At 61.9% G+C, this 24338-nt stretch carries 16 protein-coding genes; 7 read left to right on the forward strand and 9 right to left on the reverse strand.

The window, feature by feature from the left end; all coding sequences use genetic code 11:
* The first annotated feature begins 3 nt into the window (after window positions 1-3).
* The 5 genes from HWV67_RS15375 to HWV67_RS15395 all read left to right on the forward strand — a co-directional run bounded on the left by HWV67_RS15375 (window position 4) and on the right by HWV67_RS15395 (window position 8920).
* Window positions 4-1509, forward strand: coding sequence for an ABC transporter substrate-binding protein (locus HWV67_RS15375; RefSeq protein WP_175651833.1), 1506 nt, complete (start codon window positions 4-6; stop codon window positions 1507-1509).
* A 121-nt stretch (window positions 1510-1630) separates the two neighbouring features.
* Entirely contained in the window at window positions 1631-3718 is a 2088-nt protein-coding gene (locus tag HWV67_RS15380) for a hydantoinase/oxoprolinase family protein (protein ID WP_175651834.1), read from the forward strand.
* The gene (locus HWV67_RS15385) at window positions 3715-5373 is read left to right on the forward strand and encodes a hydantoinase B/oxoprolinase family protein (RefSeq protein ID WP_175651835.1); all 1659 of its coding nucleotides are present in this window, start codon (window positions 3715-3717) and stop codon (window positions 5371-5373) included. Before HWV67_RS15380 ends, HWV67_RS15385 begins: the two co-directional genes overlap by 4 nt.
* Before the next feature lie 126 nt (window positions 5374-5499).
* Window positions 5500-7938 (forward strand): TonB-dependent receptor plug domain-containing protein, encoded by a 2439-nt coding sequence (locus HWV67_RS15390; RefSeq protein WP_175651836.1) that lies wholly within the window; start codon window positions 5500-5502, stop codon window positions 7936-7938.
* 10 nt (window positions 7939-7948) lie between these two features.
* The gene (locus HWV67_RS15395) at window positions 7949-8920 is read left to right on the forward strand and encodes an alpha/beta fold hydrolase (RefSeq protein WP_175651837.1); all 972 of its coding nucleotides are present in this window, start codon (window positions 7949-7951) and stop codon (window positions 8918-8920) included.
* Window positions 8921-9446: 526 nt separating this feature from the next.
* On the opposite strand, the gene HWV67_RS15400 is transcribed toward HWV67_RS15395, so the two are convergent.
* From HWV67_RS15400 to HWV67_RS15415, 4 genes are all read right to left on the reverse strand, one after another.
* Complete coding sequence (locus tag HWV67_RS15400; RefSeq protein WP_175651838.1) at window positions 9447-10109, reverse strand: hypothetical protein; 663 nt, start codon at window positions 10107-10109, stop codon at window positions 9447-9449.
* Between the two features lie 105 nt (window positions 10110-10214).
* Window positions 10215-10466: a DUF3630 family protein gene (locus tag HWV67_RS15405; RefSeq protein WP_175651839.1), complete on the reverse strand. Its 252-nt coding sequence runs from the start codon at window positions 10464-10466 to the stop codon at window positions 10215-10217.
* Between the two features lie 188 nt (window positions 10467-10654).
* The gene (locus HWV67_RS15410; RefSeq protein WP_175651840.1) at window positions 10655-13345 is read right to left on the reverse strand and encodes a type I restriction endonuclease; all 2691 of its coding nucleotides are present in this window, start codon (window positions 13343-13345) and stop codon (window positions 10655-10657) included.
* A 475-nt stretch (window positions 13346-13820) separates the two neighbouring features.
* Window positions 13821-14699: a LysR family transcriptional regulator gene (locus HWV67_RS15415; RefSeq protein ID WP_175651841.1), complete on the reverse strand. Its 879-nt coding sequence runs from the start codon at window positions 14697-14699 to the stop codon at window positions 13821-13823.
* 95 nt (window positions 14700-14794) lie between these two features.
* On the opposite strand from HWV67_RS15415, the gene HWV67_RS15420 reads away from it, so the two are divergent.
* Both HWV67_RS15420 and HWV67_RS15425 read left to right on the forward strand, forming a co-directional pair.
* Window positions 14795-15475 carry a nitroreductase gene (locus HWV67_RS15420; protein ID WP_175651842.1) on the forward strand — a complete coding sequence of 227 codons (681 nt, stop codon included), beginning with the start codon at window positions 14795-14797 and terminating at the stop codon, window positions 15473-15475.
* A 31-nt stretch (window positions 15476-15506) separates the two neighbouring features.
* Window positions 15507-16487: an NADPH:quinone oxidoreductase family protein gene (locus HWV67_RS15425; protein ID WP_175651843.1), complete on the forward strand. Its 981-nt coding sequence runs from the start codon at window positions 15507-15509 to the stop codon at window positions 16485-16487.
* A 65-nt stretch (window positions 16488-16552) separates the two neighbouring features.
* Here HWV67_RS15425 and HWV67_RS15430 read toward each other — a convergent pair whose 3' ends face one another.
* The 5 genes from HWV67_RS15430 to HWV67_RS15450 all read right to left on the reverse strand — a co-directional run bounded on the left by HWV67_RS15430 (window position 16553) and on the right by HWV67_RS15450 (window position 24306).
* Window positions 16553-17626, reverse strand: coding sequence for a CaiB/BaiF CoA transferase family protein (locus HWV67_RS15430; protein WP_175651844.1), 1074 nt, complete (start codon window positions 17624-17626; stop codon window positions 16553-16555).
* Between the two features lie 25 nt (window positions 17627-17651).
* Window positions 17652-18791 (reverse strand): acyl-CoA dehydrogenase family protein, encoded by a 1140-nt coding sequence (locus HWV67_RS15435; RefSeq protein WP_175651845.1) that lies wholly within the window; start codon window positions 18789-18791, stop codon window positions 17652-17654.
* Window positions 18792-18831: 40 nt separating this feature from the next.
* Window positions 18832-20106 (reverse strand): OprD family porin, encoded by a 1275-nt coding sequence (locus tag HWV67_RS15440; protein WP_175651846.1) that lies wholly within the window; start codon window positions 20104-20106, stop codon window positions 18832-18834.
* Window positions 20107-20166: 60 nt separating this feature from the next.
* Window positions 20167-21486 carry an MFS transporter gene (locus HWV67_RS15445; protein ID WP_175651847.1) on the reverse strand — a complete coding sequence of 440 codons (1320 nt, stop codon included), beginning with the start codon at window positions 21484-21486 and terminating at the stop codon, window positions 20167-20169.
* A gap of 174 nt (window positions 21487-21660) precedes the next feature.
* Complete coding sequence (locus HWV67_RS15450) at window positions 21661-24306, reverse strand: LuxR C-terminal-related transcriptional regulator (protein ID WP_175651848.1); 2646 nt, start codon at window positions 24304-24306, stop codon at window positions 21661-21663.
* Between the last annotated feature and the right edge of the window lie 32 nt (window positions 24307-24338).

The following is a 24338-nucleotide window of genomic DNA, read 5'->3' on the forward strand; positions in this document are numbered from 1 at the left end:
GCCATGCGTGCCTTGCTTGCCCTGCTGATTGCCCTGGCGCTGCCGGCCCAGGCCGACAGCCATGTCGATATCGCCCTGAACGGCGATGTGAACACCTTCGACCCGCACATGTCCGCGACCATCGCCACCGACCTGAGCGTGGCCAGCCACCTGTACAACGCGCTGATCCTGCGCGGGCCGGACCTGCGCCTGCAGCCGTCGCTGGCCTTGCGTTGGCGCAACCTGGAGCCGACCCGCTGGGAGTTCGACCTCGCGCCGCAGGCGCGCTTCGCCAACGGCGAGCCGCTGGATGCCGAGGCGGTGGTGTGGAATCTGAACCGGGTGCGAGACCCCGCGACCAAGTCGCGCATCGCGCCGTGGTTCCGGCAGATCGCCAGTGCCCATGCCGAAGGCCCGCATACGTTAGTGATCGTCACCGACGGCGCGTTTCCCACCTTGCCGGCCCAGCTGTCGATGCTGTTCATGCTGCCGCCCCGCTGGACCGCCAGCCACGACCCGGCCCGCGAGGTGATGCCCAGCGGCCCGTACCGGATCGGCTCGCGGCAACAGGGTGATGTGCTGACGCTGGTGCGCAACGAACAGTCCTGGCAGTCGCGCCCGGCGTTCGATCAGGTGCGCCTGCATAGCCTGCCGGATGCCTCGGCGCGGGTGTCGGCGCTGCTGGCCGGCGAGGTCGACTGGATCAACGCCATCCCGCTGAGCGAGGTGCGGCGTATCCAGGGTAGCGGCAGGGCGCTGGCCGGCGTCAGTGCGCCGGGCACTCGCTCGGTGTTCATCAAGCTCAATACGCTGCGCCCACCGTTGAACGATGTGCGGGTGCGGCAGGCGCTCAACTATGCGATCGACAAGCAGGGCATGACCTCGGCGCTGTTCGATGGTCAGGCGGCGGTCAGCGCTTGCCAACTGCTCACGCCGGTCTATTTCGGCTACAACGCGGACCTGCGCGCCTATCCCTATGATCCGGCGAAGGCCCGGCGCCTGCTCGCCGAATCGGGCGTCGCCCCAGGCACCCGCCTGCGTCTGGAGGTGCCGGCCAACACCTACCTGCAAGGCGACGAGGTGACCCAGGTGATCGCCTCGCAATTGCAGGCTGTCGGCCTGGATATCGAGCTGGTGCAGTACGACTTTTCCACCTGGATCAATCGCTACCTCAAGGCGCAGAAGCTCGGCGACATGGCCTTGCTCGCCTACGCCTGGCCCAGCCTCGATGCCGACGGCGTGCTGTCGCTGCTGCAAAGCGACAGCATCTACGCCTATTACCGCGACGCGAAGCTCGACCGCCTGCTCGCCGCCGGGCGCAGCGTGCTCGATGAACCCACACGCCGCGCCACGTACCAGGAGGCCACCGCCCACCTGTGCGAGCAGGCGCCGGTGTTGTACCTCTACGAGCAGCCGTTCACCTACGGCGCCTCGCCGCGCATCCAGTGGCAGGCTCGCTCCGATGACTGGATCCGCGCCTACGACATGCAGCCCGCAGCGGCTGCAAAGCCCGCCGATTCCGGCTCCTGAACCCGATATAACGATATGCGATTAAACCATTGGTGAACCTTCACTTTGCTCTTTAGTATTCATATTAAGCATTCATGGCGTGCAATCATGTCAAAAGAGAATTTTAACGGGAGAGGCGGAAATGACTGAAAATCGCAACGCGCTACCCGCCCGGGGCCTGCGAATAGGCGTGGACACCGGCGGTACCTTCACGGACATCTGCCTCTACGATCCGGCCAGCGGCACCCTGCAAGTCTGGAAAATCAGCAGCAGCAACGCCGACCCGTCGGAGGCCATAGTCGCCGGCATTCGCGAGGTGTTGCAGGTGAGCGGGCAGTCCGCAGGCGACGTGGCCTACGTCGGCCACGGCACCACCGTCGCGACCAACGCCCTGATTGAAGGCCGCACCGCGCGCACCGCCTTGCTGACCACCGCAGGCTTTCGCGATGTGGTGGAAATCGGCCGCCAGACCCGGCCCACGCTGTACGACCTGCAAGTGCGCAAGGTGACCCCGCTGGCTTCCCGCGACCTGCGTCTGGAGCTGGACGAGCGGGTGCGTTTCGACGGCTCGGTGGCCAAGGCGCTGAACCCGCGTCAGGTGCTGGAGCGCGTCGCGCAGCTGGAGGCGGCGGGTGTGGAAGCGGTGGCGGTGGGCTTTCTGTTTTCCCACCTGGCGCCGGAGCATGAAGCCACGGTCGCGAAGATCCTCGAAGAGCGCCTGCCGAACGTGTTCGTCAGCACCTCGCATCAGGTCGCGGCCGAGTACCGCGAGTTCGAACGCTTTTCCACCACCCTGGTGAATGCCGCCCTCGGCCCGGTGATGCGCGATTACCTCGGCCGCCTGCAACCGCGGCTGGCCGCGCTGGGCGTTGCCGCGGCGCCGCGCCTGACCCAGAGCAACGGCGGCATCATCTCCGCCAGCCATGCCGCGCAATACCCGGTCAAGACGGTGCTGTCCGGCCCGGCAGCCGGGGTCATGGGCGCGGTCGAAGTGGCGCGGGCTGCGGGGATCGGCGACATCATCACCTTCGACATGGGCGGCACCTCCAGCGATGTCTCGCTTACCCGCCACGGCGCCGCGTCGCTGTCGACCCGCGCCAGCGTTCACGGGCACCCGCTGAAAGTGCCGCAACTGGATATTCACGCCGTTGGCGCCGGTGGCGGTTCCATCGCCCGGGTCGATGCCGGTGGCTTGCTCAAGGTCGGCCCGGCCAGCGCCGGCGCCTGGCCGGGGCCGGTCTGCTATGGCCAGGGCAATCTGCAACCGACCGTCACCGACGCCAATGTGGTGTTGCAGGTGCTCAACCCGACCCACCTGCTGGGCGGGCGCATGCCGATCGACCGGGGCCAGGCCGTCGAGGCCATCGACCGCCTGGCGCAGTCGCTGGGCATGGACCTGTTCGAAACGGCCCAGGGCATCCTGTCGGTGGTCACGGCCAACATGGCCAAGGCAATCCGGGTGATTTCCATCGAGCGCGGCCACGATCCGCGGGACTTCGTGCTGATGGCCTTCGGCGGCGCCGGACCGCTCCACGCCGCGCGCCTGGCCCGCGAACTGGACATCCGCCGGGTGCTGGTGCCGCGTAATCCGGGGATTCTCTGCGCCATGGGCCTGCTGCTCAGCGACGCCCGCACACATTTCGCCAAGGGCTGCCTGTTGCGCCTGGACGAGGCCGGGGTGGCTGCGTTGGAGCAGGGCTTCGACGGTCTGGAGCAACAGGCCCGCGACTGGTTCGCGCAGGAGTCGATCGCCGTGGAGGCCCGGCAGGTGAAGCGTTTTGTCGATGCGCGCTACGCCGGCCAGGCCCATGAGCTGTTGATCGAAAGCCCGCAAGGTCCGATCGCTGCGGACTGGCTGGCGCAGGTGCGGCAGGCGTTCGAACTGGAACACCGGCAGATCTACGGCTTCGATGCGGCCAACGAGCCGATCCATGTGATCGCCATGCGCGTCGAGGCGACCGGCAAGGTCGACAAGGCGGTGCTGGTCGAGCAGCCGCTGGCAGCGGGCGATGCCGCCGATGCCCTGGTTGGCCAGCGCGAGGTCTGGTATCCGCAGGTGCGCGGCTTCGTCGCCACACCGATTTACGACCGCGAGCGACTGGGTGCCGGGCACTCGCTCAGCGGGCCCGCAATCATCGAACAGATGGACAGCACGACGCTGGTGCTGGAGGGCCAGCGGGCCACGGTGGACCGCTATCTGAACATCCTGATCGAGGAGCAAGGCCAATGAGCGCCGCGTCCGTTACCCCTGTCGCCCGCAAGGTCGATCCGATCACCGTCGAGGTGATCGGCTGCGCCTTGTCGACCATCGTCGAGCAGATGGGCGAGGCGATCATCCGCGCCGCCTATTCGGCCAACATCAAGGAGCGGCGCGACTGCTCCGCGGCGATCTTCGACACCGAGGGGCTGATCATCGCCCAGGCCGAGCAGATCCCGCTGCACCTCGGGTCGCTCCTGGGTATCGTCGCCGAAACCCTCAAGCGCGCCGACCTCAGTGCGGTGCGCGAGGGCGATGTATTTATCGGTAACGATGCCCACACCGGTGGGGGCACCCACCTCAACGACATCGTCCTGCTGGAGCCGGTGTTCGTCGAAGGGCGGCTGTTCGCCTGGGTCGCCAACCTCGCGCACCACTCCGATTTCGTCGACCGCGGCCATGCGCATATTTATCAGGAAGGCCTGCGCATCCCGCCGATCAAGCTCTACCGCGAGCGCCAGGTGCAGCAGGATGTTTTCGACCTGATCCTGCTCAACTGCCAGGTGCCCCACGAGCGCATCAACGACCTCAGCGCGCAGATGGCGTCGAACAAACTCGGCGTCGAGCGGGTCAAGGCGTTGTGCGAGCGCTACGGCGCCGCCACTGTGGCCGAGGCCAGCACGCTGCTGATGGACTACAGCGAGCGCAAGGCCCGCGCCGGCATAGCCGCGATCCCGGATGGCCGCTATGTGTTCGAGCACGACTTCGACACCAGCCTGTGGCCGGACATCCTCACCCTCAAGGTGGCCATCGAGGTGGCGGGGGAGGAGATCCTTTTCGATTTCGACGGCTGCCCGCCGCAGACCCGCTCGGGGCTGAACATGGTCTCCACGGTGCTGCGCGCGGTGGTCTATTACGTGGTCAAGACCCTGATCGACAGCGACACCCCGGCCAACGCCGGGCTGCATCGACCGATCCGCATCAGCGCGCCCTATGGCTCGATCGTCAACGCCGCACCGCCGGCCGCGGTGTACAGCCGTCACGATATTGCCCAGCGCCTGACCGACATGCTCTTCGCCGCCCTGGCCCAGGCCATTCCCGAGCGGGTGCTGGCCGGTTCCACCGGCGTCACCGTGCTGACCATGAGCGGCGTGCACCCGCGTACCGGCCAGTTCAACGTTTACAACGAGAGCATGGGTGGTGGTCTCGGCGCACGATTTGCCCAGGACGGTATCGACGGCGTGCACGTGCACGGCACCAATTCGGCGAACATTCCGGTGGAGGCGCTGGAGAGCGAACACCCGCTGATGATCCACGCCTACGAACTGGTCCAGGACTCCGGCGGCGCCGGCGAGTTTCGCGGTGGCATGGCCATCCGCCGGGTCGTTTCGCCGGTCGACCATGTCGCCACCGTCAACCTCGGCGGGCCGCACAACCGGGTTCCGCCGTGGGGCCTTGCCGGTGGCTTGCCGGGCAGCACGTCGCGGATCGAACTGGGCGCTGGCGTCGCCGCGCTGCGCAACCGCACCGGCACTTTACAGCCGGGCCAGACCGCGGCCGCCATCACCTCCGGTGGCGGCGGTGTCGGCGACCCGAGGCAGCGCGACCGCGAAAAAGTGCTTCAGGACCTGCGCGAAGAGCGTATCTCGCCGGATGCCGCCCGCGACATTTACGGACTGGATATCTGAGCAGCAGACCCGCTCCGCCTTACCGAACCCAAGAACCCCAAAAGCCAACGTGCGCCCAAGGCGCACACGCCGTCAGCCGACCACGGTACGCGGTATCCACTTCAGTAAAACTGGATGCCTATAACGATGCCAACACATAACCGCACCCCTCATCCTTACTCACCGCTTGCCTTGTGCATCTTCGCCAGCTTCGGGCTGCTCGCCGAGAGCGCCCTGGCGGCCAATAGCGCCGATCCGGCGCTGGAAACCGTGACCGTCACCGGGACCCGGGGCGAACAGCGCACCGTCATCAGCAGCCCGGCGCCGATCGACGTGATCCCTGCCGAGCAGCTCAAGACCGTGGGCCGCGACGGCCTGATGGAAACCCTCAACGCACTGCTGCCGTCCTACAACCTGCCGGCCATGAGCGGCGCCGGTGCCAGCGGCGTGATCCGCGCCGCCGGCCTGCGCGGCCTCAACGCCGACCAGGTGCTGGTGCTGGTCAACGGCAAGCGCCGCCACAACAGCGGCCTGTTGCAGAGCGGCTCCTGGACCAGCAGTGGCTCGACCCCGGCCGACCTCGACCTGATTCCGGCCAACCTGATCGAGCGCATCGAAGTCCTGCGTGACGGCGCCGCAGCGCAGTACGGCTCGGACGCCATCGCCGGGGTGATCAACATCATCCTCAAGCAGCAAGACAGCGGCGGCCAGGCCTCGGCCAGCTACGGCCAGAACTACCTGGGCGACGGCTCCACCCGCCAAGAAAGCGTCAGCCACGGCTTCGCCCTGCCCAACGACGGCTTCGTCCACCTGGCCCTGGAAAACCGCAACCAGGACCGCTTCACCCGGGCCGAACCGGTGGTCCGCGAAGGCTTTGCCGCCAATGGCGTGACCCGTGTGCCCAAGGCCTACGAAGTGGTCAACGAAGGCTACGGCAACCCCGAGAGCAAGATCACCAACTTCGCCTACAACGCCGAGTTGCCGCTGTCGAACGGCACCTCGCTGTATTCGTTCTCGACCCTCAGCCACCGCGACGGCTACAAGCACGCCAACTTCCGTCAGGCCACGGCCAACGGCAACATCACCGAAATCTACCCGGATGGCGCCTCGGCCAAGCGACCGTTGGACGAAGACGACTTCCAGGTGGTGTTCGGCGGCCGTGGTGAACTGGCCGGCTGGAACACCGACCTGAGCACCAGCTACAGCCGCGACTACATTCGCCTAACCACTTCGCGCAACCTCAACGCCAGCTTCGGCCCCGCGAGCCCGACCACGTTCTACATGGGCAGCCAGACATTCAAGCAGTGGGTCAACAACCTCGATTTCACCCAGGCCTTCGACACCGGATTGGCCAAGCCGACCCAGGTCTCGTTTGGCGTCGAGCATCGTTATGAGGACTGGAAACTGGGGCAGGGCGAGTACCTGTCCTGGGCCCGCGGCGACTACGTCTACACCAGCGGCCCGTTCGCCGGCCAGGAGCCCAACACCTCGTCCAGCGTACGTGGTGTCAGCCCCGACGATGCCGGCCAGGCCGACCGCAATGTCTACGCGGGCTACGTTGACGTCGGCTTCTACCCGACCGACAAGCTCTACACCGCCGTCGCCCTGCGTCATGAGCGCTACGACGACTCCGCCGGCAGCACCACCAACGGCAAGTTGACCACGCGCTACGACTTCACCCCCGAGTTCGCCCTGCGCGCCACCGTCAGCAATGGCTTCCGCGCGCCATCGCTGGCGCAGAGCGTGTACCAGCAGAGTTCGGTGAGTTCCTACCAGGCCACCACCAACGGCTACACCCAGTACTACTACAAGCACCTCGCGCCTGATTCGGCGGTGGGCAAGGCACTCGGTGCCAAGGAGCTGAAACCGGAGAAATCGCAGAACTTCAGCGTCGGTTTCACCTGGCAGCCGCTGCCGCAGATGACCACCACCCTGGACGTCTACCAGATCAATATCGACGACCGCCTGGTGCTGTCCGACATCCTCACCGGCCGCGATGTGGTCGCGGTGATGGAGTCCTACGGCCTGCGTGATTTCAACGGCGCGCAGTTCTACACCAACGCCGTCGATACCCGCACCCGTGGCGTCGATCTGCTCACCGACTACCGCGCCGACTACGGCCAGTTCGGCACGGTGCGGTGGAGCGCCGCACTCAACCACAACGAGACCAAGATCGAGAACATCAAGGACGACATCACCACGCCGTCCGGCGCTGGCATCTTCGGTCACTCGGCCCAGGGCTACCTGCTGCGTGGCAACCCGCGCGACAAGATCATCCTCGGTGCCGACTGGCGTGTCGGCCAGTGGCGCAGCAACCTGCGGGTGACCCGCTTTGGCGAAGTGACCCAGCCGGGCTCGACCCAGGACACCGACCGCAGCTTCGGCGCCAAATGGATCACCGACCTCAACGTCGGCTACGACTTCAGCAACGGCGTGTCGCTGGAGGTGGGGGCCAACAACCTGTTCGACGTGGTCCCCGACAAGAACGGCATCACCAGCAGCACCGGGCTTGGCCAGTACGGCTACATCTCGCCGTTCGGCTTCGGTGGCGGCTACTGGTACACGCGCCTTGCCTACAACTTCTGAGGTCCGGTCGATGCACAGGAGAACCGTGCTCCAGACCCTCGGCACACTCACCGCGAGCGCCGCACTGGCGCCGCTGCTGGCGGGTGCCGCCCAACCCGACAACCGCAAGGCGAGGCACATGCCGGACATCAAGCGCAATCAATCCATCCTCATCAACGGCGCGACCCTCAACTACTCGATCGCCGGTGAAACAAACGAACAGCCGCTGATCGTCCTTCATGGCGGCCGCGGTCAAGGCCAGCACGATGGCGTATTCGCCGCCCACGCGGCGTTCGGCGACCGTTACAAAGTCATCGGCTTCGACATGCGCGGCCATGGCCATTCGAGCGTGACGCCGCCATTCACCTTCGACCAGATTGTCGAAGACATCGAGCAACTGCGCCTGACCCTCGGCGGCGGGCGCAAGCTGATCCTCCAGGGCGGCTCGTTCGGCGGCTTTATCGCCCAGGCGTATGCGGTGCGGTATCCGCAACACCTGTCGCACCTGATCCTGCGCGGCACCGCGCCCAGCTACCGGCACGAGGTCGAGGCCACCGCCAACCTCAAGGCACGGGCGGCGAAGAAAGCGCCGATGGCCACCGAGGCCATGCTGCAGAAAATCTTCACGCCTACGCTTGTGGACGACGAAGAGTTCCGCCTGATCATGTTCGCCCTGGCGCCGATGTACGTGCCGGAGGGTGTTGCCTCGGACCTGGATGGCCTGCTGGAACGCAGCCGCACCGGTATCTACCGGGCGAAAGTGCACAACGACCTGTACGAGCCCGAGGTGTGGCATGCGTTTGATGTGGTAGAGCAACTGCAGAAGGTGAAATGCCCGGCGCTGGTGATCTGCGGTGCTGAAGACTGGATCTGCGATCCGGTGCAGTCGAAGATCATCGCCGAACACCTGCCGGCTGCGCGGTTGGTGGTGGTGCCCGGCGCTGATCACGCGATTCCGGCGGAGGTGCTGTACCGCGAGACGGATCGGTTTCTGCATGGTTAGGTGTTGAGTGTTGCGGGACAGGTCGAGGGCCTCATCGCTGTCTCGCTTTTTGCACATCTCGGGACTGTCTGAAGACCATGAAACGTCAGTCAGGAAACCGGGTAATGGCGACCAGGTGCTAGCCGTCAGTTGTTTCGCGCCTTTGAGATCGAGCGCCGCCCGCGCGGCGCATCGCGAGCAAGCTCGCTCCTACGTTGGTTGCAACGTGCCATGGCTTGTGAGAGTTGTGTTGCCAGCCCTTGGCGCTTGGCGATGAATTACGGGGAAGCTATTGAGGCCGCCTCGATACCGCGCTGTACAAACAAAGCGGTCAACCATGGCCTGATAGACATAGGTACGTTGCAACCGACTAGTAGGAGCGAGCTTGCTCGCGATGCGCCGCGCGCGGCGCTCGATCTCAAGGGCGCGAAACAACTGTTGGCTAGCGCCTGTCGCGATTACGCGGTTTCCTGACTGGCGCCTAATGGCCCTCACACAGCCAGAAGATGTATAGACACCCGTGCTCCGCCTTGGCTACGAAGTAAAATCAGCCACTGTTTTCAGCGTTGCTCTTACAACCCGTCACTTGCGGATAAATCTGACAAACCAGCATCAGCTTGTTCTTCGGTTCGAAGCCGTGATCAATCATGCAGCGTTGCACTGTCGCTGCTTGCCCGATGCTGGCGACAGCGCGATTCGACCCGAGCGGTTTCGGATAGCCGCAGGCGTACATTACCGGCAGCGCCTCCTGGTTATTGGCAAGTTGCACCGAGAAATGGCGTGATGCGCCCGCTTTACGCCAGGTGACCTGCATGTCTTCATCCCGGCCCGAGTCAGGCTTGATTGGAAAGAAGCCTTCATCGGCTTCAAACGGCAATGCTTCGAGTTGGGCCAAACCCAGTGGATGCCCGATTCTTTCTTCAACGCAGGCCGGAAGATCCTTCATCACTTTGCAAAATTCCAACCCGTCCTTACGCGTAAAGCCGAGACGTTGCATGCATTGAAATTGGAGCACCTGTTCGTTTGCGGGTAGCTCGCGCAATGAACCTCCAGCGGGCTCGCCACACTCCGTCATGGCCGCTCTAACACCGTCCGTTGAAGTGGAAATGCGTTGCCACTGTGTGAATTCGGCAGGTGGCGGGCAGCCGGTGAGCAAAAGGCACGAAGCGAGCAGGGCGGGGAGGGTAATGATCTGACGTTTGCGGAGCATGGTGATCCTTGTTTGGGTCAGGCTGCGGCAATGCGGTCTAAATCTTTGGGTGCACTAACGGAGAGACAGCGGCCGCTTGAAGATATGCCTGTCCCACTTTTACTCTCAAAACAGATTGAGCAACGTTCGTACTCGTTGAGCAATCTCGTCGGCGCCATCAGGAACAAACACTGAAATACCCAAATAGTGCTCAAGGTGCAGCGTAAGAACCTGCTCTTCCACCTCCAAGTCCCAGTAGCGCTGGTCCAGTCCGTCGATCTTTTCTTTCCAGCAACCGCCAAGACCCTGCTCAAGAACCTGGGCCACGTTCTCGAAAAGCTGCCAATCGGAGATCTCTGATATTTCTATCGTCGCCATAGGTCACCTATATTAAGGGGGCGCAGGTTTTCGTGGTCCCTACGAACAGCTGCTATGAGTTGATTGCAGCTGCTCGTACGGTTGACAGCTTCCGATCCCAAACTATCCTTCGCAGAGGGCTGCTAACAGCAGCCTTTCAAATAAGTTAAAAAATAAAGGCGATTGTTAATTGTCATCATGTAGAGAGGTCACCCCTTCTCTTCTATTGGCGATACGGCTATAGAGTCCAGGCGTATTTTTTGGCTAAAGACGTCGATGGAATTCACTAGGAACTCCATTTTATCGCCTCGACTATATCTCTTCTCAATATAATCTTTTGGTAGTTGGTTGGGATGAACAAAAACTGTCATTCCTAACGGCATTTTAACAATCAACCCCTTTTGAGCGTACCTAACTACTTCGCAGGTGTGCTGAGTGCCTGGAATATAATGTATCTCTGCTTCTTGCCAGGTTGGCGGTAGGGCATTTTTTTTGAACATTTTCAAGCTTGGCTCCATCTCGGAGACAGAAGCCAAACTAGCAAGACTGCTTTTTTCCAAATAGCTAGAAGTGCTAGCAAGCAAAGATTCGTATTGTTTTTTTATGTAGTTATAAAAATCCATTGCGTTTTGATATGCAGTGCGTTGATTGTACTGTACATCCAGCGATTTTATTCGCTCTGCAATTTCCCTGGCAGGTTTTTCTTCAGTGTATAAAGTATCTTCGGCAAGCGCCGCCATATAACTCACGTTGGTGAGTAAGTCTAGGTGCACAAAACCGGCCGGTGCGAGCTTAATCAGGTCGTCATCAGAGATTTCTGAAATGGTAAAATCTTCAGAAACAACACAGTGCCCAGCAAGCAAAAACTCCAAATCTCTGACAATTACGTCGGACTCAACTCCCAAGGGAATTAGATCTGCTTTCAATTCAATTACTGGGAAGTAACCTTGAACGCCAGATGGCCCAATGTTGTGAAATTTTTGCTTTAACCATCTCAAGATCATTAATCGAGAAAAGTAGTTTCCTTTTTTTCCGAATGACAATGTGGTGAATAAGTTTTTTACATGCGAGTGATCACCGTCATAGTACCTTCTGTTCATTCGCAATAGGACCCGAGATACTATGTGCAGCGGGAGAGTATGCATCCCTTGGCTCTGCCGTATCTTGAAGATTTCATCCTCTGCAATATGCCCGCTAGTGCAGAATTCAAGAAATATTTCCAATGCCCTTCTGATGTTTCTAGCCGACAGGCCTACAATTATGCGGCGCACATATTTGTCGTTCTCGAAGATGGATTTTAAGATGCATGTCAAGTAATAGGACGTGTCATTTTTGCTGTATTCAACTGTATAGCCATTTGGTAGTTCATAAGTAAGCATGTTTTGGCCGCCATTTCTATCTAGTGCTCTTAATGCAAGTTGTACTCGCTTCGCTAGTACACTTTGAAATAGCGGAGGCTCTATTCGAAATACCAGATCTTTCAGCGCAGTATCCAGCGGTGGGTGATCACGGTGGTTGTCGTAAGTTTCTTCTCTCAGCGGGAGTATCACAAGCGAACGAAATTCTTTTTGTAGCCACTGAGCTGCTTGAAACATTAAAAGTTGTTCATCTAAAGTTCGCTTGTCACAATTATCAAGAACTATTATTAACAGTTTACCCCTTTCAGTAGAGCAAAACCTTGTGTAGGCCAGCGCGGAAAGGTGTAAGTCTGACTCTAGCTCTTCAATTTTTTCTCCGAGCTTTACGTTGTATTCTGGTGTGCCTTCATATAGCGGCTTGTAAAGTTTGTCGAAGCGATTGAGTTCAACTGAGTAAACCTTTTTAATGCCTTCTAATGTGTCGAAATCATATTGTGGAGTGTTGGTTTTGCATCCTTCAATTATTTCACGTCTAAGCCATCCGTAAATTTCATCAGGTGATATTGGTGATTCGTTCATGTTTATACGAACCCATGAGGTTCTTTCAATAACTTCAGATGGTAAAGCGACTTCTTTTAGGTAGTCAATGAACGTCGTTTTGCCTGAGCCAACACTTCCTACAAGTAGGATGACTTTCCGCTCAAGAAATTTGCTTTGCTTTGCGAGAACAGCAACCAACTCTCGCGGCGCCGAAGTGTCTTCAATTGTTGTTGCGTTGATTTCACTTGGAGGCTTTGCAGCTCTAATTAGTCTATCAATGGGCTCAATGAATCTCTCGCGCCTTTTTGACGGGATGTAACCATTTTTCGCAATAAATATTCTATCTTCTATAGTGGCAGGGTTGAAAATGTGGCCTAAGTCAGAAGCAATATTTGCCCCAAAAGAATTATGTCCTATTTCTTCATCTTGAACAGCTCTTCCACCGACCAGTCGGCGTGGTTTAGATAGATATCCAGACGAAAGTTCTTGATTGAATTTGTTTACTAAGACCTCCAATGAGTCTCTGGAAAAGTCCTTAAATAGATCATGGTATTTTTGAGAGGATGCGACTAGCTCTGAAACACTCATGGTGAGTTGCGGCTTAATGCTGTCGTTTGAGCCTGCTAAGAGAGTCAGCCCATTTGTCGCAATCACTTTTCTAACTGGATTAATTCCGGTGGGAAAGTAAGCATTAAGCTCATTGGCGTAGAGCCTGGCTTCTCTAAAAGCCTCTTCAATGTCTAAGTCTTCAGGTTTTTTTGCTTCAATTACGAGCAGGGGGAATCCCCCGATAACCACCATGTAGTCTGGGTAATAAATTTTCTTTTTTGTAAGTTTGTCGATAGAAAGTTTTCGAATATCACCCTTGGTGATGATTTCGGCGGATTCATACTGAAGTCCGACATCCGCGGCGGCTACAAGCAGCGGGTAAATTATTTTTTGCTCGACGTCGCTCTCCGTAACAATTGCACCTTCAACTGGTAATTCAAATTTTATCGCCATTTTTCAGTCCCTTAAATCACGATTTCAATGAGCGAGCTGTCGCAAGAGGATGCCAGTTAAACTGTCTGACGCTTTCCGTATCGAGCTTTTCAGCCAATAGAATAGGCCATCAGATCACTGGCAAGAAGCCCGTTTGCTGGTCGGTATCAACGCGGGCTCAAGCTCGACAACTACAGTCTGGGGAGCGATCTCGGAAAGAGGTATCTTTCGAGGTTCGCTAACCGAACAATCTGATCGCCCATTGTTTTGCCGCGCCGAATGAGCGCTTTTGGCCGAAAACCGCCAGTTGTGATATTTTTCCTGACCCCGCTGCTGCCTTAACCTCAGGCAACTAAATTTACCCGCCCCGGTTACTGGCTTGGCGACTTACCCGGTAACGGGCGCATAGCGCCCTGTATGGCTAATTCAACTACTCAATTTCACCCCAAGGCTCTGTCATGGCCCGTCATTCCATCCTCAACGGGTCAAGACCGCGTCAACCAAAAAGCGCATTCAAAAAAACCTTAACCTTCTCCGAATCCTCCCGATGACGCAGAGACGCCGCAAACACCTCATAGTCGGCAAACTCCAACCCAGGCAACACCTCGACCAACTCTCCCGCCTCGAGATCGGCTTCAATCAGATAGTTCGGCAACACCGCCAGTCCCGCCCCGGCCAAGGTCAGCGTGCGCAGCGACGTCGAGTCGCTGACGCTGATTCGTGGGTTGATGCGCAAGGTGGATGGCTGGCCCTGCCACGTGATCGGGAAGCTGATCAGCGGCGCGTACACCCGCTGGGCGAGGCAGCTATGGGCGGCAAGGTCATTCATGTCCAGCGGTTGGCCGTGTTCGCGCAGGTAGGCGGGCGATGCGCAGAGCGTCAGGGTGAAGGTGTGGATCTTCTGGTAGCGGACGCCGGACTGTTCGGGCGTGCTCATGCGGATCGCGACGTCATATTCGCCGTCGAGCAAGTCGACATAGCGGTCCGATAGGTCGACTTCGAAACGCAAGCGCGGGTACTCGGCCGACAATCTGGCGATGCGCGGCAGGACGAAGGCACGGCCAAACGAGGTGGGCAGGGTGACCCGCAGCACGCCTTCCGCCACGCGCAAGCCTTTCTGCAGGCGCGCATCGGCGTTCTCCAAACCGGTCAATACCTGCCGTAGTTCGCTGGCATAACGGGTGCCGATGTCAGTCAGGGCAACCTTGCGGGTGGTTCGCAGCAGCAGTTGGTGGCCAAGGCGCGACTCCAGGTTGGTGAGGCGCCGGCTGACTGTTGACTGGGCGATACCCAACTCCCGCGCGGCGGCGCTGAAGCTCTTGCTGTCGACCACGGCGAGAAAGGCTTCCACCTCGGCGAGGGAGGTTATTTTCATCGGTTTTTCGCATAAGTGAAATCGGATGTTTTCTATTCTAATGCGAAAAACGCAAGGATAGGATGAGCCGACCTGTAACGAAAAAGGCGCTCTCCATGTCATCAGTGATGCACGCGGTAATGAATCGGCGCTCCACCCGGGCTTTCCTCGACCGCCCGGTGGCTGAGGCGCTCCTGCGGGAGATCGTCGAAGGCGCCCGCCATTCGCCATCCAGCGGCAACCTGCAGCCGTGGAAGTTGTATGTGCTGGCGGGCGCGCACCTGCGCCGCCTGAAGGACGAAGTGGCACTGACCCTGTCGCAGCATCCGCGCGGCGAGGGCATGGGGTACGCGATCTATCCCCAGGACCTGAAGCCTCCTTATCAGACGCGCCGTGCCAAATGCGGCGAAGACCTCTATGCCACCTTGAATATCGCCCGCGAGGATCGGCAGGGCCGGCAGCAGCAGTTCGCCCGCAACTTCCGTTTTTTCGATGCGCCGGTGGGTCTTTTTCTCGCCGTCGATCGCGGCATGGGCCAAGGGCAGTGGGCGGACTTGGGGATGTTCTTGCAGAGCCTGATGTTGCTGGCCCATGAGCGAGGCCTGGCGACCTGCGCGCAAGCCTGTTGGACCCTGGTTCACCAGACCGTGGGGCGACAGCTCGAACTGCCCGATGAGTTGATGCTGTTTTGCGGTCTGTCATTGGGCTACGCCGACCCCGAGCATCCGGTCAATACCTTGCGCACCGACCGCGAGCCGCTCGCCGCTATCGCCGAGTTCCGTGGATTCGGCGCTTGAACCTTGTACGTCCTATGAATCGGAGAGGCTGATGAGACGGGTAGAAACCAACAATCTGGATTCGATCGACCACTATCGGCTGCTGCACGCCGCGGATCCGGTCGCGGCTGCGGGGGAGGTGCTGATTCGCGTTGCAGCGTGCGGCGTAGGCTATGTCGATGCGCTGGAATCCTTTGGCCGTTATCAGGTCAGGCCACCGTTGCCCCACGTGCCCGGCCAGGAAATCAGCGGCTGGGTGGAAGCCTTGGGGCCAGGCGTGGACGGGCTCGCCGTGGGCGACCGGGTGATCACCCAGACCCACGGCGGCTTCGCCGAGTTGGCGGTGGCCTCGGCGGAGACGCTGGTAAAGATCCCGGACGGGATGGACTTCATTCAGGCGGCCGGCTTCAAGATCAACTACCTGACGGCCTACCACGGGCTGCATGACCGGGCGGCGCTGCAACCTGGCGTAACCCTGCTGGTCATTGGCGCCGCGGGCGGTGTCGGCAGCGCTGCGGTGCAGATCGGCAAATGCCTGGGCGCCACGGTGATCGGCGTAGCGTCGACGGCGGAAAAACGCGCCTTCGTGCAGGCGCTGGGCGCGGACCATGTGATCGATGCCAGCGCGGATACCTTCCGTGACGTGGTCAAGGAACTGTGCGGGCAGAAGGGGCCTGATGTGGTGTTCGATCCGGTGTGCGGGCCGTTGTTCGAGCCGGCGTTCCGCTCGATGACCTGGGGTGGCCGGCATTTGGTGGTGGGCTTCGCGGGTGGGCCGATTCCGGCGCTGCGGGCGAATCTGCCGCTGCTCAAGGGGGCGTCGCTGGTGGGGGTGGATGTGCGTCAGTTCCAGATTTATGAGGCCGGGAAGGGCGCGGCGCATTTGCGCGAGTTGCTGGGCTGGGTCGCACAAGGGCGACTGGCGCCGCCGATCGGTAAGGTGTTCGCGTTCGACGCGTTTGCCCAGGCGTTGGAGTACGCGCTGTCGGGGCAAGGGCTGGGCAAGACGGTGATTCGGGTGTCTGAGGACTGATCGCTTGGGTTCTCCGACAGGCAAGGGCGTTCATCGCGAACGCCCTTGCTTATACGGAGTGCGACTCAGCCGTTCCAGCGCCGCAACAACTCCTCCAGCGATGCACCATAAGCGGGTCGCGGAACGTCCGGCGCAGTCCGCGAAAAACGCGGCGCCGGGGCGGGTTGAGTAACGCCGTCAAGGTTGATGAAGGTTTCCCTGGCCCGGTTGTGCGCATGCTGCGGCGCCTCATCCCAATCCAGCACGGGCGCGAAGCAGGCGTCGCTGCCTTCGAGCAGCACGCACCATTCATCCCGCGTGCGGGTCGCGATGATTCCCGCTAACGCCTGCTTCTGCGTGAGCCAGGTTGCCGGGTTCATCTGCTCGTCAAACAGGCTGCCTTCCAGCCCGCAGCGTTCGCGCAACAGCGCGTAGAACTGCGGCTCGATGGCGCCCAGGGAGATGAAGCGGCCGTCGGCGCAGCGATAGGTATCGTAGAAAGGCGCCGCACCATCGAGCAGGTTGGCGCCACGCTCATTGCGCCAATGTCCGGTGGCCCTGAGCCCGTGTATGAAACTCGTCAGCAGCGCGGTGCCGTCGGTCATGGCGGCATCGATGACCTGGCCCATGCCGGAACGCGCGGCTTCATGCAGCGCCGCCAGCACCCCCACCAGCAACAACATCCCGCCACCGCCGAAGTCGCCGATGAAGTTCACCGGCGGCGGTGGCGTTTCGCCCGGGCGACCGATGCCATGCAAGGCGCCGGTCAGGGCGATGTAGTTGAGGTCATGGCCGGCCGCCTGCGCCAGCGGCCCGTACTGGCCCCAGCCGGTCATACGCCCATAGATCAGCCGTGGATTGATGGCCTGGCATTCGGTCGGGCCGAGGCGGTTTTTTTCCATGACCCCGGGGCGGAAGCCTTCGATCAGGATGTCGGCCTGCGCCACCAGGGCCAGGACGGCGGCTTGCCCTGGCGCGCTGCGGATGTCGATTTCCACGGTGGGGCGGTTGCGGCTGAGCACATCGGCCGGGTCCACGCCGGTGCCGGGGCGTACGATGCGCACCACGTCCGCGCCCATGTCAGCCAACACCATGGCGCAGAACGGGGCGGGTCCGATGCCGGACAATTCAACGACTTTGACGCCTTGCAGGGGTCCCATATCAAATCCTCAAACGGGGCGATGCTCAGCCAAGCACGGCGCGAGCGATGATTTCTTTCATGATTTCCGAGCTGCCGGCGAAGATCCGCGACACCCGGGCGTCCTGGAAGCGTTGGCAAATCTCGTATTCCTGCATGTAGCCGGCGCCACCGTGCAGTTGTACGCCGGCATCCATGACCCGGGATTCCAGCTCGCTGGCAATCAGCTTGGCCTTGGCCGCCGACGGCACGCTCAGCGCGTTGTCGTTGTGCAGGGCGACGCAATGGTCGACATAAACCTGGGCCATTTCCAACGCCGCCGCCAGTTCTGCCAGCACGAAACGGGTGTTCTGGAAGTCGGCGATGGTCTTGCCGAACGCCTTGCGCTCCAGCACGTAATCGCGGGTCAGGTCGAAACCGCACTGGGCGTTGGCCAGCGAGCCGACGGCGCAGATCAGGCGCTCTTCCACCAGCGAGGTCTTCAGGTAGCTCAAGCCTTGCGCGGCGTCACCCAGCACATTGGCCTTGGGGACGCACACGTCGTTGAAGAACAGCTCGGCGGTGTCCTGGGCATGCAGGCCCATCTTGGCCAGCTTGCGGCCGCGCTCGAAGCCCGGCATGCCGCGTTCGACAAGGAACAGGCCGATCCGGCGCGGGTTGTCCGGGTCGGTCCTGGCGGCGACTAGTACCACGTCGGCGTTGATGCCGTTGGAAATGTAAGTCTTGGCGCCATTGAGCACCCAGTGGTCGTCCTGCGCCTGGGCGCGGGTCTTGATGCCGGCCAGGTCGCTGCCGGCATCGGGCTCGGTCATGGCGATCGCCAGGATGCTTTCGCCCTTTGCACACGCGGGCAGGTAGCGGGCCTGTTGCGCCGGGCTGCCGAAATGCTGGAGGTAAGGCGCGACCAGGCGGCTGTGCAGAGTGTGATAGAAGCCCACCTCGCCGAAGCGGTTGTCTTCCTCGATCATGATCTGCTGATAGCGGAAGTCCCACAGGCCAAGGCCGCCGTGTGCTTCGTCGGCCCACACCAGCAGGTAGCCGAGGTCGCCCATTTTCCGGAACATTTCCCGCGGGACGATGCCCGCTTCGCGCCACGCCTGTTTGTGTGGCTGTACTTCTTTTTGCAGGAAAGCCCGATAGCTTTCGCGGAAAATCTCATGTTCTGTGCTGAAGCCGGGACGTTGCATTAAACCTCCTGAGCGGGGCGCGGCAGGCGCCCCGCGCTGTTCACCAGAGTTTCCAGGAATAGACGATATTGACCCGCAAGTCGTTGTTGTCGCGGAAGGTCGCGGCCTGGGTGAAGTCGTTGCGGTACCAGGCGTGGCGAACCTTGACGCCCAGCCCCTGCAACGGCCCGGACTGGATGACGTAGGCCACCTGGGCCTGGCTTTCGCGCTCGTAGAGGCCGCTGCCGCCCATGCGCTCGGGCAGCTCGATGTTGTCGCCGCGCATGTGCCAGAGCATAGCCGTCAGCCCGGGGATGCCCTGGACCGCGAAGTTGTAGTCCCAACGCACCTGCCAGGTGCGTTCCTTGGCGTTGAGGAAGTCGGTGGCGATGGCCCCTTCGACAGTCGGCGACGGCTCGCTGCGGCCCATGTACGGCTGGGCGGTGTCGCCGAACAGCGCCATGTAGCCGGTGCTGAAGGTGTGCCCGCCGAGGGCGTACCTGAAGACCACGCCGAGGTTTTCGTTGTCGACGTTGCCAGCGTTGGCGGCGCCGTCCTCAGCGGACTTCACCCAGCGGAAATCGGTTTTCAGGCTGCCCGGCCCCAGCGGCAGGTCGTGCACCAGCCATACGTAATCCTGGCGATAGATGTCGTTCAGCGTGGCGTGGTAGTAGCTGGCGGTGAAGTTGGGGGCGACCTTGTACTTGGCGCCGACATAGCTGAAACCGCTGGAGTCGACATCGCGGAAACGGCCGTTCTGCGCGGTCACGCGGATGTTTTCGTAGTTGCTCGAATCGCGGAACTTGATGCGGTCGAGGTAGCCGCCCATCAGCGTCAAGCTGTCGAAATCGTCCGACTGGAAGGTCGTGCCCTGGAAGGTCTGCGGGAGCAGGCGGCCGGGGCTGGAATAGGCGATGGGCAGGGTCAGCACCATCCTGCCGGTATTCAATCTGGACTGGGCGAAGCGCACTTTGGCGACACCGCCGAAGCTGCTGAAGCTGTCCTCGGCGCGGCCCTGGGAGTCGAGTGGCAGCAACTGGGTGCCGGCGCGGCTGCGGGAGGAGTCCAGTTTGAGGCCGGTCATGCTGGTCAGGTCCAGGCCGAATCCGACCGGCCCTTCGGTGTAGCCGGACTTGAAGTCCAGGGTCACGCCCTGGGCCCATTCCCGCAGTTCACGTTTCAGCGCGGGGTTGGCGGGGTCTTTGTAGTCGCGGTCGAAGTAGTAGTTGTGCAGCAGCACGGAGGCTCTGCTGTCGGTGATGAAGCTGGTCTGTGCTTGTGCCGGGAGAGACAGGGGCAACGAGCAGGCGAGCAGGGTTGCGGTGCGCAAATTCATGGCGGCTCCGGTTCTTGTTTTTGTAGGGAGTAATGGCGGCCTCGCGGCCGCGGGTGACGCTCAGTCTTTTTGCGCGTTCATCATCTGGCCGAAGTGGCGGCGGGCGAAGAGGAAGCCGAGCAGGGCGCCGGGGCCGATGATCGCCGCCATGGTGGCGAGTGCCGAGGCGATGGCCGTCGGGCCGCTGAATACCCGGTCGGCCAGTACGCCGCTGAGGAACGGCCCGACGGTGTAGCCGAAGAGGTTGATCACCAGCAGATTGACCGCCACGGTGCGCGCCCGCAGCCGGGACGGGCTGATCATCTGCATGCCCAGGCAGGTCATGACCGAGATGCTCGGCAGGAACATCATGCACACCGCAAACGCAGCAACCAGCAGCCAGTAATCGCCCACCAGCAAGCCGGCGATGATCGCGGGCACCGGGATGGCCACCGCTACCATCAGAATCAGCGCAATACCGTCCGCCCGACCGGCCTTTTGCAGCCGGCTCGCCAGCCACGGCAGGCACAGCGTGCCCAGCACCGAGGTCGGCAGGCCCACCGAACCGAACACGAAGCTGGCTTGGGCGGCGCTCAGGTCATGCAGCCGGATCAACAGCGTGGGCGCCCAGGAAATCACCCCCAGGGTCAGCGATGAAATCAGCCCGGTGGCGATGAAGAAGGGGATGAACATGGCCTTGTTGCCAACCAGGAACGGCAGCAGTGCGTCGATGCCGGCGCCCGCCGTGGACGAGGGCGTTTCGACCCGCGCCGGTTCGCGGACGGCCAGGGCGAACACCACCATCATCAGCAGCCCCGGCAGGCTCACGGCGAGCAGGGTGAAGCGCCAGGGTTCCATGCCGGGAATGATTTGTTGCCCGCCGGCGAACTGGTACACCGCGCCGCCAATAATGAACGCACCGGTAGCCATGATGTTGCCGGTGGCCATGTAGAAACTGGTGGGCAGCGCGCGCTCCTTGCGCTGGAACATATCGCCAATCAGCGACATCGCCGCCGGGGTCAGCACCGCTTCGCCGATCGCAACGCCGGCGCGGCAGATGATCAGGGTGGTGAAATCGACGGTGAAGGCAGACGCCGCGGTCATCAGCGACCAGAGCAGCACGCCGGCGAGGATCACCCGGGTGCGGTTGCCCTTGTCGATCAGGTAGGCCACCGGAATCCCGGCGATGGAATACAGCACGGCGAAGCCTGCGCCCAGCAGCAGGCCCATCTGCGTGTTGGACAGTTCCAGGCTCTGGGTGACCGGTTGGGCGACGGCGGAAAGGATGAAGCGGTCGACCATCGAAATCGCGTAGAAGATGATCAGGCAGACCACGGCCGTCCAGCGTCCGGGGTGGATCTTGCTTTCGGTGTAGGGGAGGGTGGTGCTTTGCTCGTTCATTGCTCAATCCCGTTAATTATTGTTGTTGGATCTGTCAGATGACCGACGGCGGCCCTGACGACCGGACTGCAATCGCAAGCCTGCTGCACGTGGCGCGGGATAGCGGGTTTCGGGATCAGTCTATGGGGCGGGGGGAGGGGAAAAATCGTCACAAAAGACGATTTTTCCTCGTCGTTACGAGACCAGCCCCATCTTCCTCGCCACTGCCAGCGCCTGGTTGCGGCTGCCGGTCGAGAGCTTGGCGTTGATGTTGCGCAGGTGGGTGCGCACGGTACTCAGCGACACGTGCATGCGCCCAGCCAGGTCGAGGTTGGAGCAGCCGTCGGTGAGCAGCACCAGGACTTCGATTTCCTTGCGCGTCAGCGGCTCGGGCAGCGGCGCGGCGGAGGCGGGTCTGGCCTGCTCGGGGGGCAGCGCCGGGCCGAAACCGATCAGCAGCGAACGCAGGTAATCCAGCAGCAGCGGCGTGCGCGAACTGCGCGCCTCGTACAACTGCTTGAACTCCAGCACCACCTGGCCGAGCGCCGCCCCTTCATCGAGCACGGTGCGCACGTAGCCTTCTCGCGCGGCGAACGTCAGCGCCTCTTCCAGCGTTTTGTGCGCGGCGAGCAGGTTGTCGCAACGCTGCAGCGCCAGCACCTGCAACAACTGCAGCACCAGCGCACGGTGGCGGCGGCCCGAGGCGTTGGCTTCTTCGAGGTCGACGGCCAGTTGCTTGAGGGCGGCGACCGGGTCACCAAAATGAATGTCCCAGCGCAGCCGCGCCAGGCGCAGGTAATGGCTGTCATGGGCAAGCAGCCGCTGCCGGCATTCCCGCGCCCAGATCACCGGGTCATCGGCCCGGCTCAACTCATCCCGCGCCGCCTCGCCCTCGCCCTGGATCAGCAGGATCTTTGCCCGCTCCAGTTGGGCCGCGGCCACCGCGCGGGGCAGGCTGCGGCGGTGGCCGAGGGATTCGAGTTCGGTCAGCGCGTGCAGCGCGGTTTCCAGGTCGTTTTCGGTGAACGCCAGGCGGCATTTGAGCAGGTAGATCAGGATCAAGTGGTCGGGAATGCCGACTTCACGGGCCAGCGGCAGGTAGACGTTGATCAGGTGCCGCGTCTGGGCGAGGTCGTTGGCTTCGTACACCGTCGCGGTGTGCAGAACCCCGGCCCAGGCGTTGCCGTGGACGTGCCGATGGTGGCTGGTGCGGGTGACATCGACGGCCAGGCGGAACCTAGCGGAGGCGTGGCGCAGACGACCGTGCAACAGGTCGATCAGGCCCTCGGTGGTTTCCGAATACATGCGGTTGAAGTGGCTTTCGCCGCCGTGCAGGCGGCGCGCGGCATCGACCATGCGCTGGGCATCGCGGGTGTCGCCGATGATCAGGGTCTGGTGGGCGATGGCATTGAGCAGGGTGGTGCTGGCGAAGGTGTGCCGGGCTTCAAGATTGTTCAGGGTGCGCATGCCGACCGTCACCGCTTCTTCGCAGTGGTCACGCATGCCCAGCAGGGTTGGGTAAAGCGCGGCGCCGTGGTTGCGCACGTGTGGGTCGGGGCTGTTGCGCCAGTCGAGCCGCTCCAGTTCCTGCCACGCCAGGTGCGCGCCCTCGGTCAGCGCCAGCGCCCACAGCGACATCACATGCAAGCGCGGTCGGGCGGCCACCAGGTGTTCGGGAATGGCGGTGAACCAGCGCCGCAGCAAGCGCATCCGGCCTTGTTCCAGCAGCGATTCGGTGTGGTGTTCGAGCAACAGAATGGCCTGCTCGTACTGCTGGCCGAGCACGGCGTGATCGATGGCCTGCACCGCCTGGCCTTGACTGTCGAACCAGCGCGAGGCGGCAAGGTGCAGACGGGCGTTTTCGCCGGGGCTTTCGCGGTCGAGCTGGTCACGGAGGAATTCCGCGAACAGGCTGTGGAAACGCCACAACCCGTGTTTCGTTTCAACCGGCACGGCCAGGCCCTGGGCCTGGAGCTGCTCGATCATTTCCCGTCCGTCGACCCCCGGATTCAGCGCCTCGCACAGTGCCGGGTTGAAGTGCCTCGGCACGCTCATGCGCAGCAGCACCCGGCGCACGGTCGGCGATTGCTCCGCCAGCACCACTTCGCTCAGGTACTGGGCTACGGTGCTGGTGGAGCCGGAGAAGCGGGCGATGAACTCCAGCCGCGACTCGCTGCGCTTGAGCGCAATCGACGCCAGCCACAACGCCGCAGCCCAGCCCTCGGTCTTGCCGTGCAGGTGCTCGACATCGGCGCGGGACAGGGACGCGGCGCCAAGCTGGCCGTCGAGCAGGGCCTGGCTTTCTTCGATATCGAAACGCAGCTCGCCGGCGCCGATTTCCGTCAGCCGGCCACTGGCCCTCAGCCTTGCCAGGCCCAGGGCCGGGGTCAGCCGGGTGGTGGCGATCAGGTAGGCGCGATGGGGCAGGTGAAGGGCCAGTTCCTGGAGCAGGGCGAGTACCGATGGCTCCTGGATGGTTTCCAGTTCATCGATGAACAGCGCGTATGAGGCGGTGGGCATCGTCAGGCAGGTGATGGCATCGCAGCCGGGCCGGGCGATGCCGAGATGGCTGGTGATCCTGTCGAGGCTGGCGAGCCAACGCGGCAGGTCGTTGTCTGCCGCATGGGTGTTGAGCCAGGCGGTGGCGATGCCGGCCTGGCTCAATTGCGCGCAGGTCTGGGCCATTACCGTCGACTTGCCGAAACCGGCGGGCGCGCTCAGCAGGGTGAGCGTGCCGCCCGCGCGGGCGATCAGCGGGAGCAGCCGAACGCGTTCGATCTGCTGCGACAGTGGTACAGGTCCGATGAACCTCGTGTCAGGGCAATCAAGCACGTTGAGCATGTTGCAACACCCTCCTTCCTTCGCCGCTTGCG

The sequence above is a fragment of the Pseudomonas sp. Marseille-P9899 genome (assembly GCF_903166565.1).
In the GTDB taxonomy this organism is placed as follows: Bacteria; Pseudomonadota; Gammaproteobacteria; order Pseudomonadales; family Pseudomonadaceae; genus Aquipseudomonas; species Aquipseudomonas huaxiensis.

Bases quoted from the DNA above. Each gene is read 5' to 3' on its own strand.
- HWV67_RS15405 (WP_175651839.1), bottom strand. From the start codon at position 10,466: ATGGCGACGATAGAAATATCAGAGATCTCCGATTGGCAGCTTTTCGAG.
- HWV67_RS15395 (WP_175651837.1), top strand. From the start codon at position 7,949: ATGCACAGGAGAACCGTGCTCCAGACCCTCGGCACACTCACCGCGAGC.
- HWV67_RS15450 (WP_175651848.1), bottom strand. From the start codon at position 24,306: ATGCTCAACGTGCTTGATTGCCCTGACACGAGGTTCATCGGACCTGTA.
- HWV67_RS15375 (WP_175651833.1), top strand. From the start codon at position 4: ATGCGTGCCTTGCTTGCCCTGCTGATTGCCCTGGCGCTGCCGGCCCAG.
- HWV67_RS15385 (WP_175651835.1), top strand. From the start codon at position 3,715: ATGAGCGCCGCGTCCGTTACCCCTGTCGCCCGCAAGGTCGATCCGATC.
- HWV67_RS15430 (WP_175651844.1), bottom strand. From the start codon at position 17,626: ATGGGACCCCTGCAAGGCGTCAAAGTCGTTGAATTGTCCGGCATCGGA.
- HWV67_RS15425 (WP_175651843.1), top strand. From the start codon at position 15,507: ATGAGACGGGTAGAAACCAACAATCTGGATTCGATCGACCACTATCGG.
- HWV67_RS15380 (WP_175651834.1), top strand. From the start codon at position 1,631: ATGACTGAAAATCGCAACGCGCTACCCGCCCGGGGCCTGCGAATAGGC.
- HWV67_RS15400 (WP_175651838.1), bottom strand. From the start codon at position 10,109: ATGCTCCGCAAACGTCAGATCATTACCCTCCCCGCCCTGCTCGCTTCG.
- HWV67_RS15435 (WP_175651845.1), bottom strand. From the start codon at position 18,791: ATGCAACGTCCCGGCTTCAGCACAGAACATGAGATTTTCCGCGAAAGC.
- HWV67_RS15420 (WP_175651842.1), top strand. From the start codon at position 14,795: ATGTCATCAGTGATGCACGCGGTAATGAATCGGCGCTCCACCCGGGCT.
- HWV67_RS15440 (WP_175651846.1), bottom strand. From the start codon at position 20,106: ATGAATTTGCGCACCGCAACCCTGCTCGCCTGCTCGTTGCCCCTGTCT.
- HWV67_RS15415 (WP_175651841.1), bottom strand. From the start codon at position 14,699: ATGAAAATAACCTCCCTCGCCGAGGTGGAAGCCTTTCTCGCCGTGGTC.
- HWV67_RS15390 (WP_175651836.1), top strand. From the start codon at position 5,500: ATGCCAACACATAACCGCACCCCTCATCCTTACTCACCGCTTGCCTTG.
- HWV67_RS15445 (WP_175651847.1), bottom strand. From the start codon at position 21,486: ATGAACGAGCAAAGCACCACCCTCCCCTACACCGAAAGCAAGATCCAC.
- HWV67_RS15410 (WP_175651840.1), bottom strand. From the start codon at position 13,345: ATGGCGATAAAATTTGAATTACCAGTTGAAGGTGCAATTGTTACGGAG.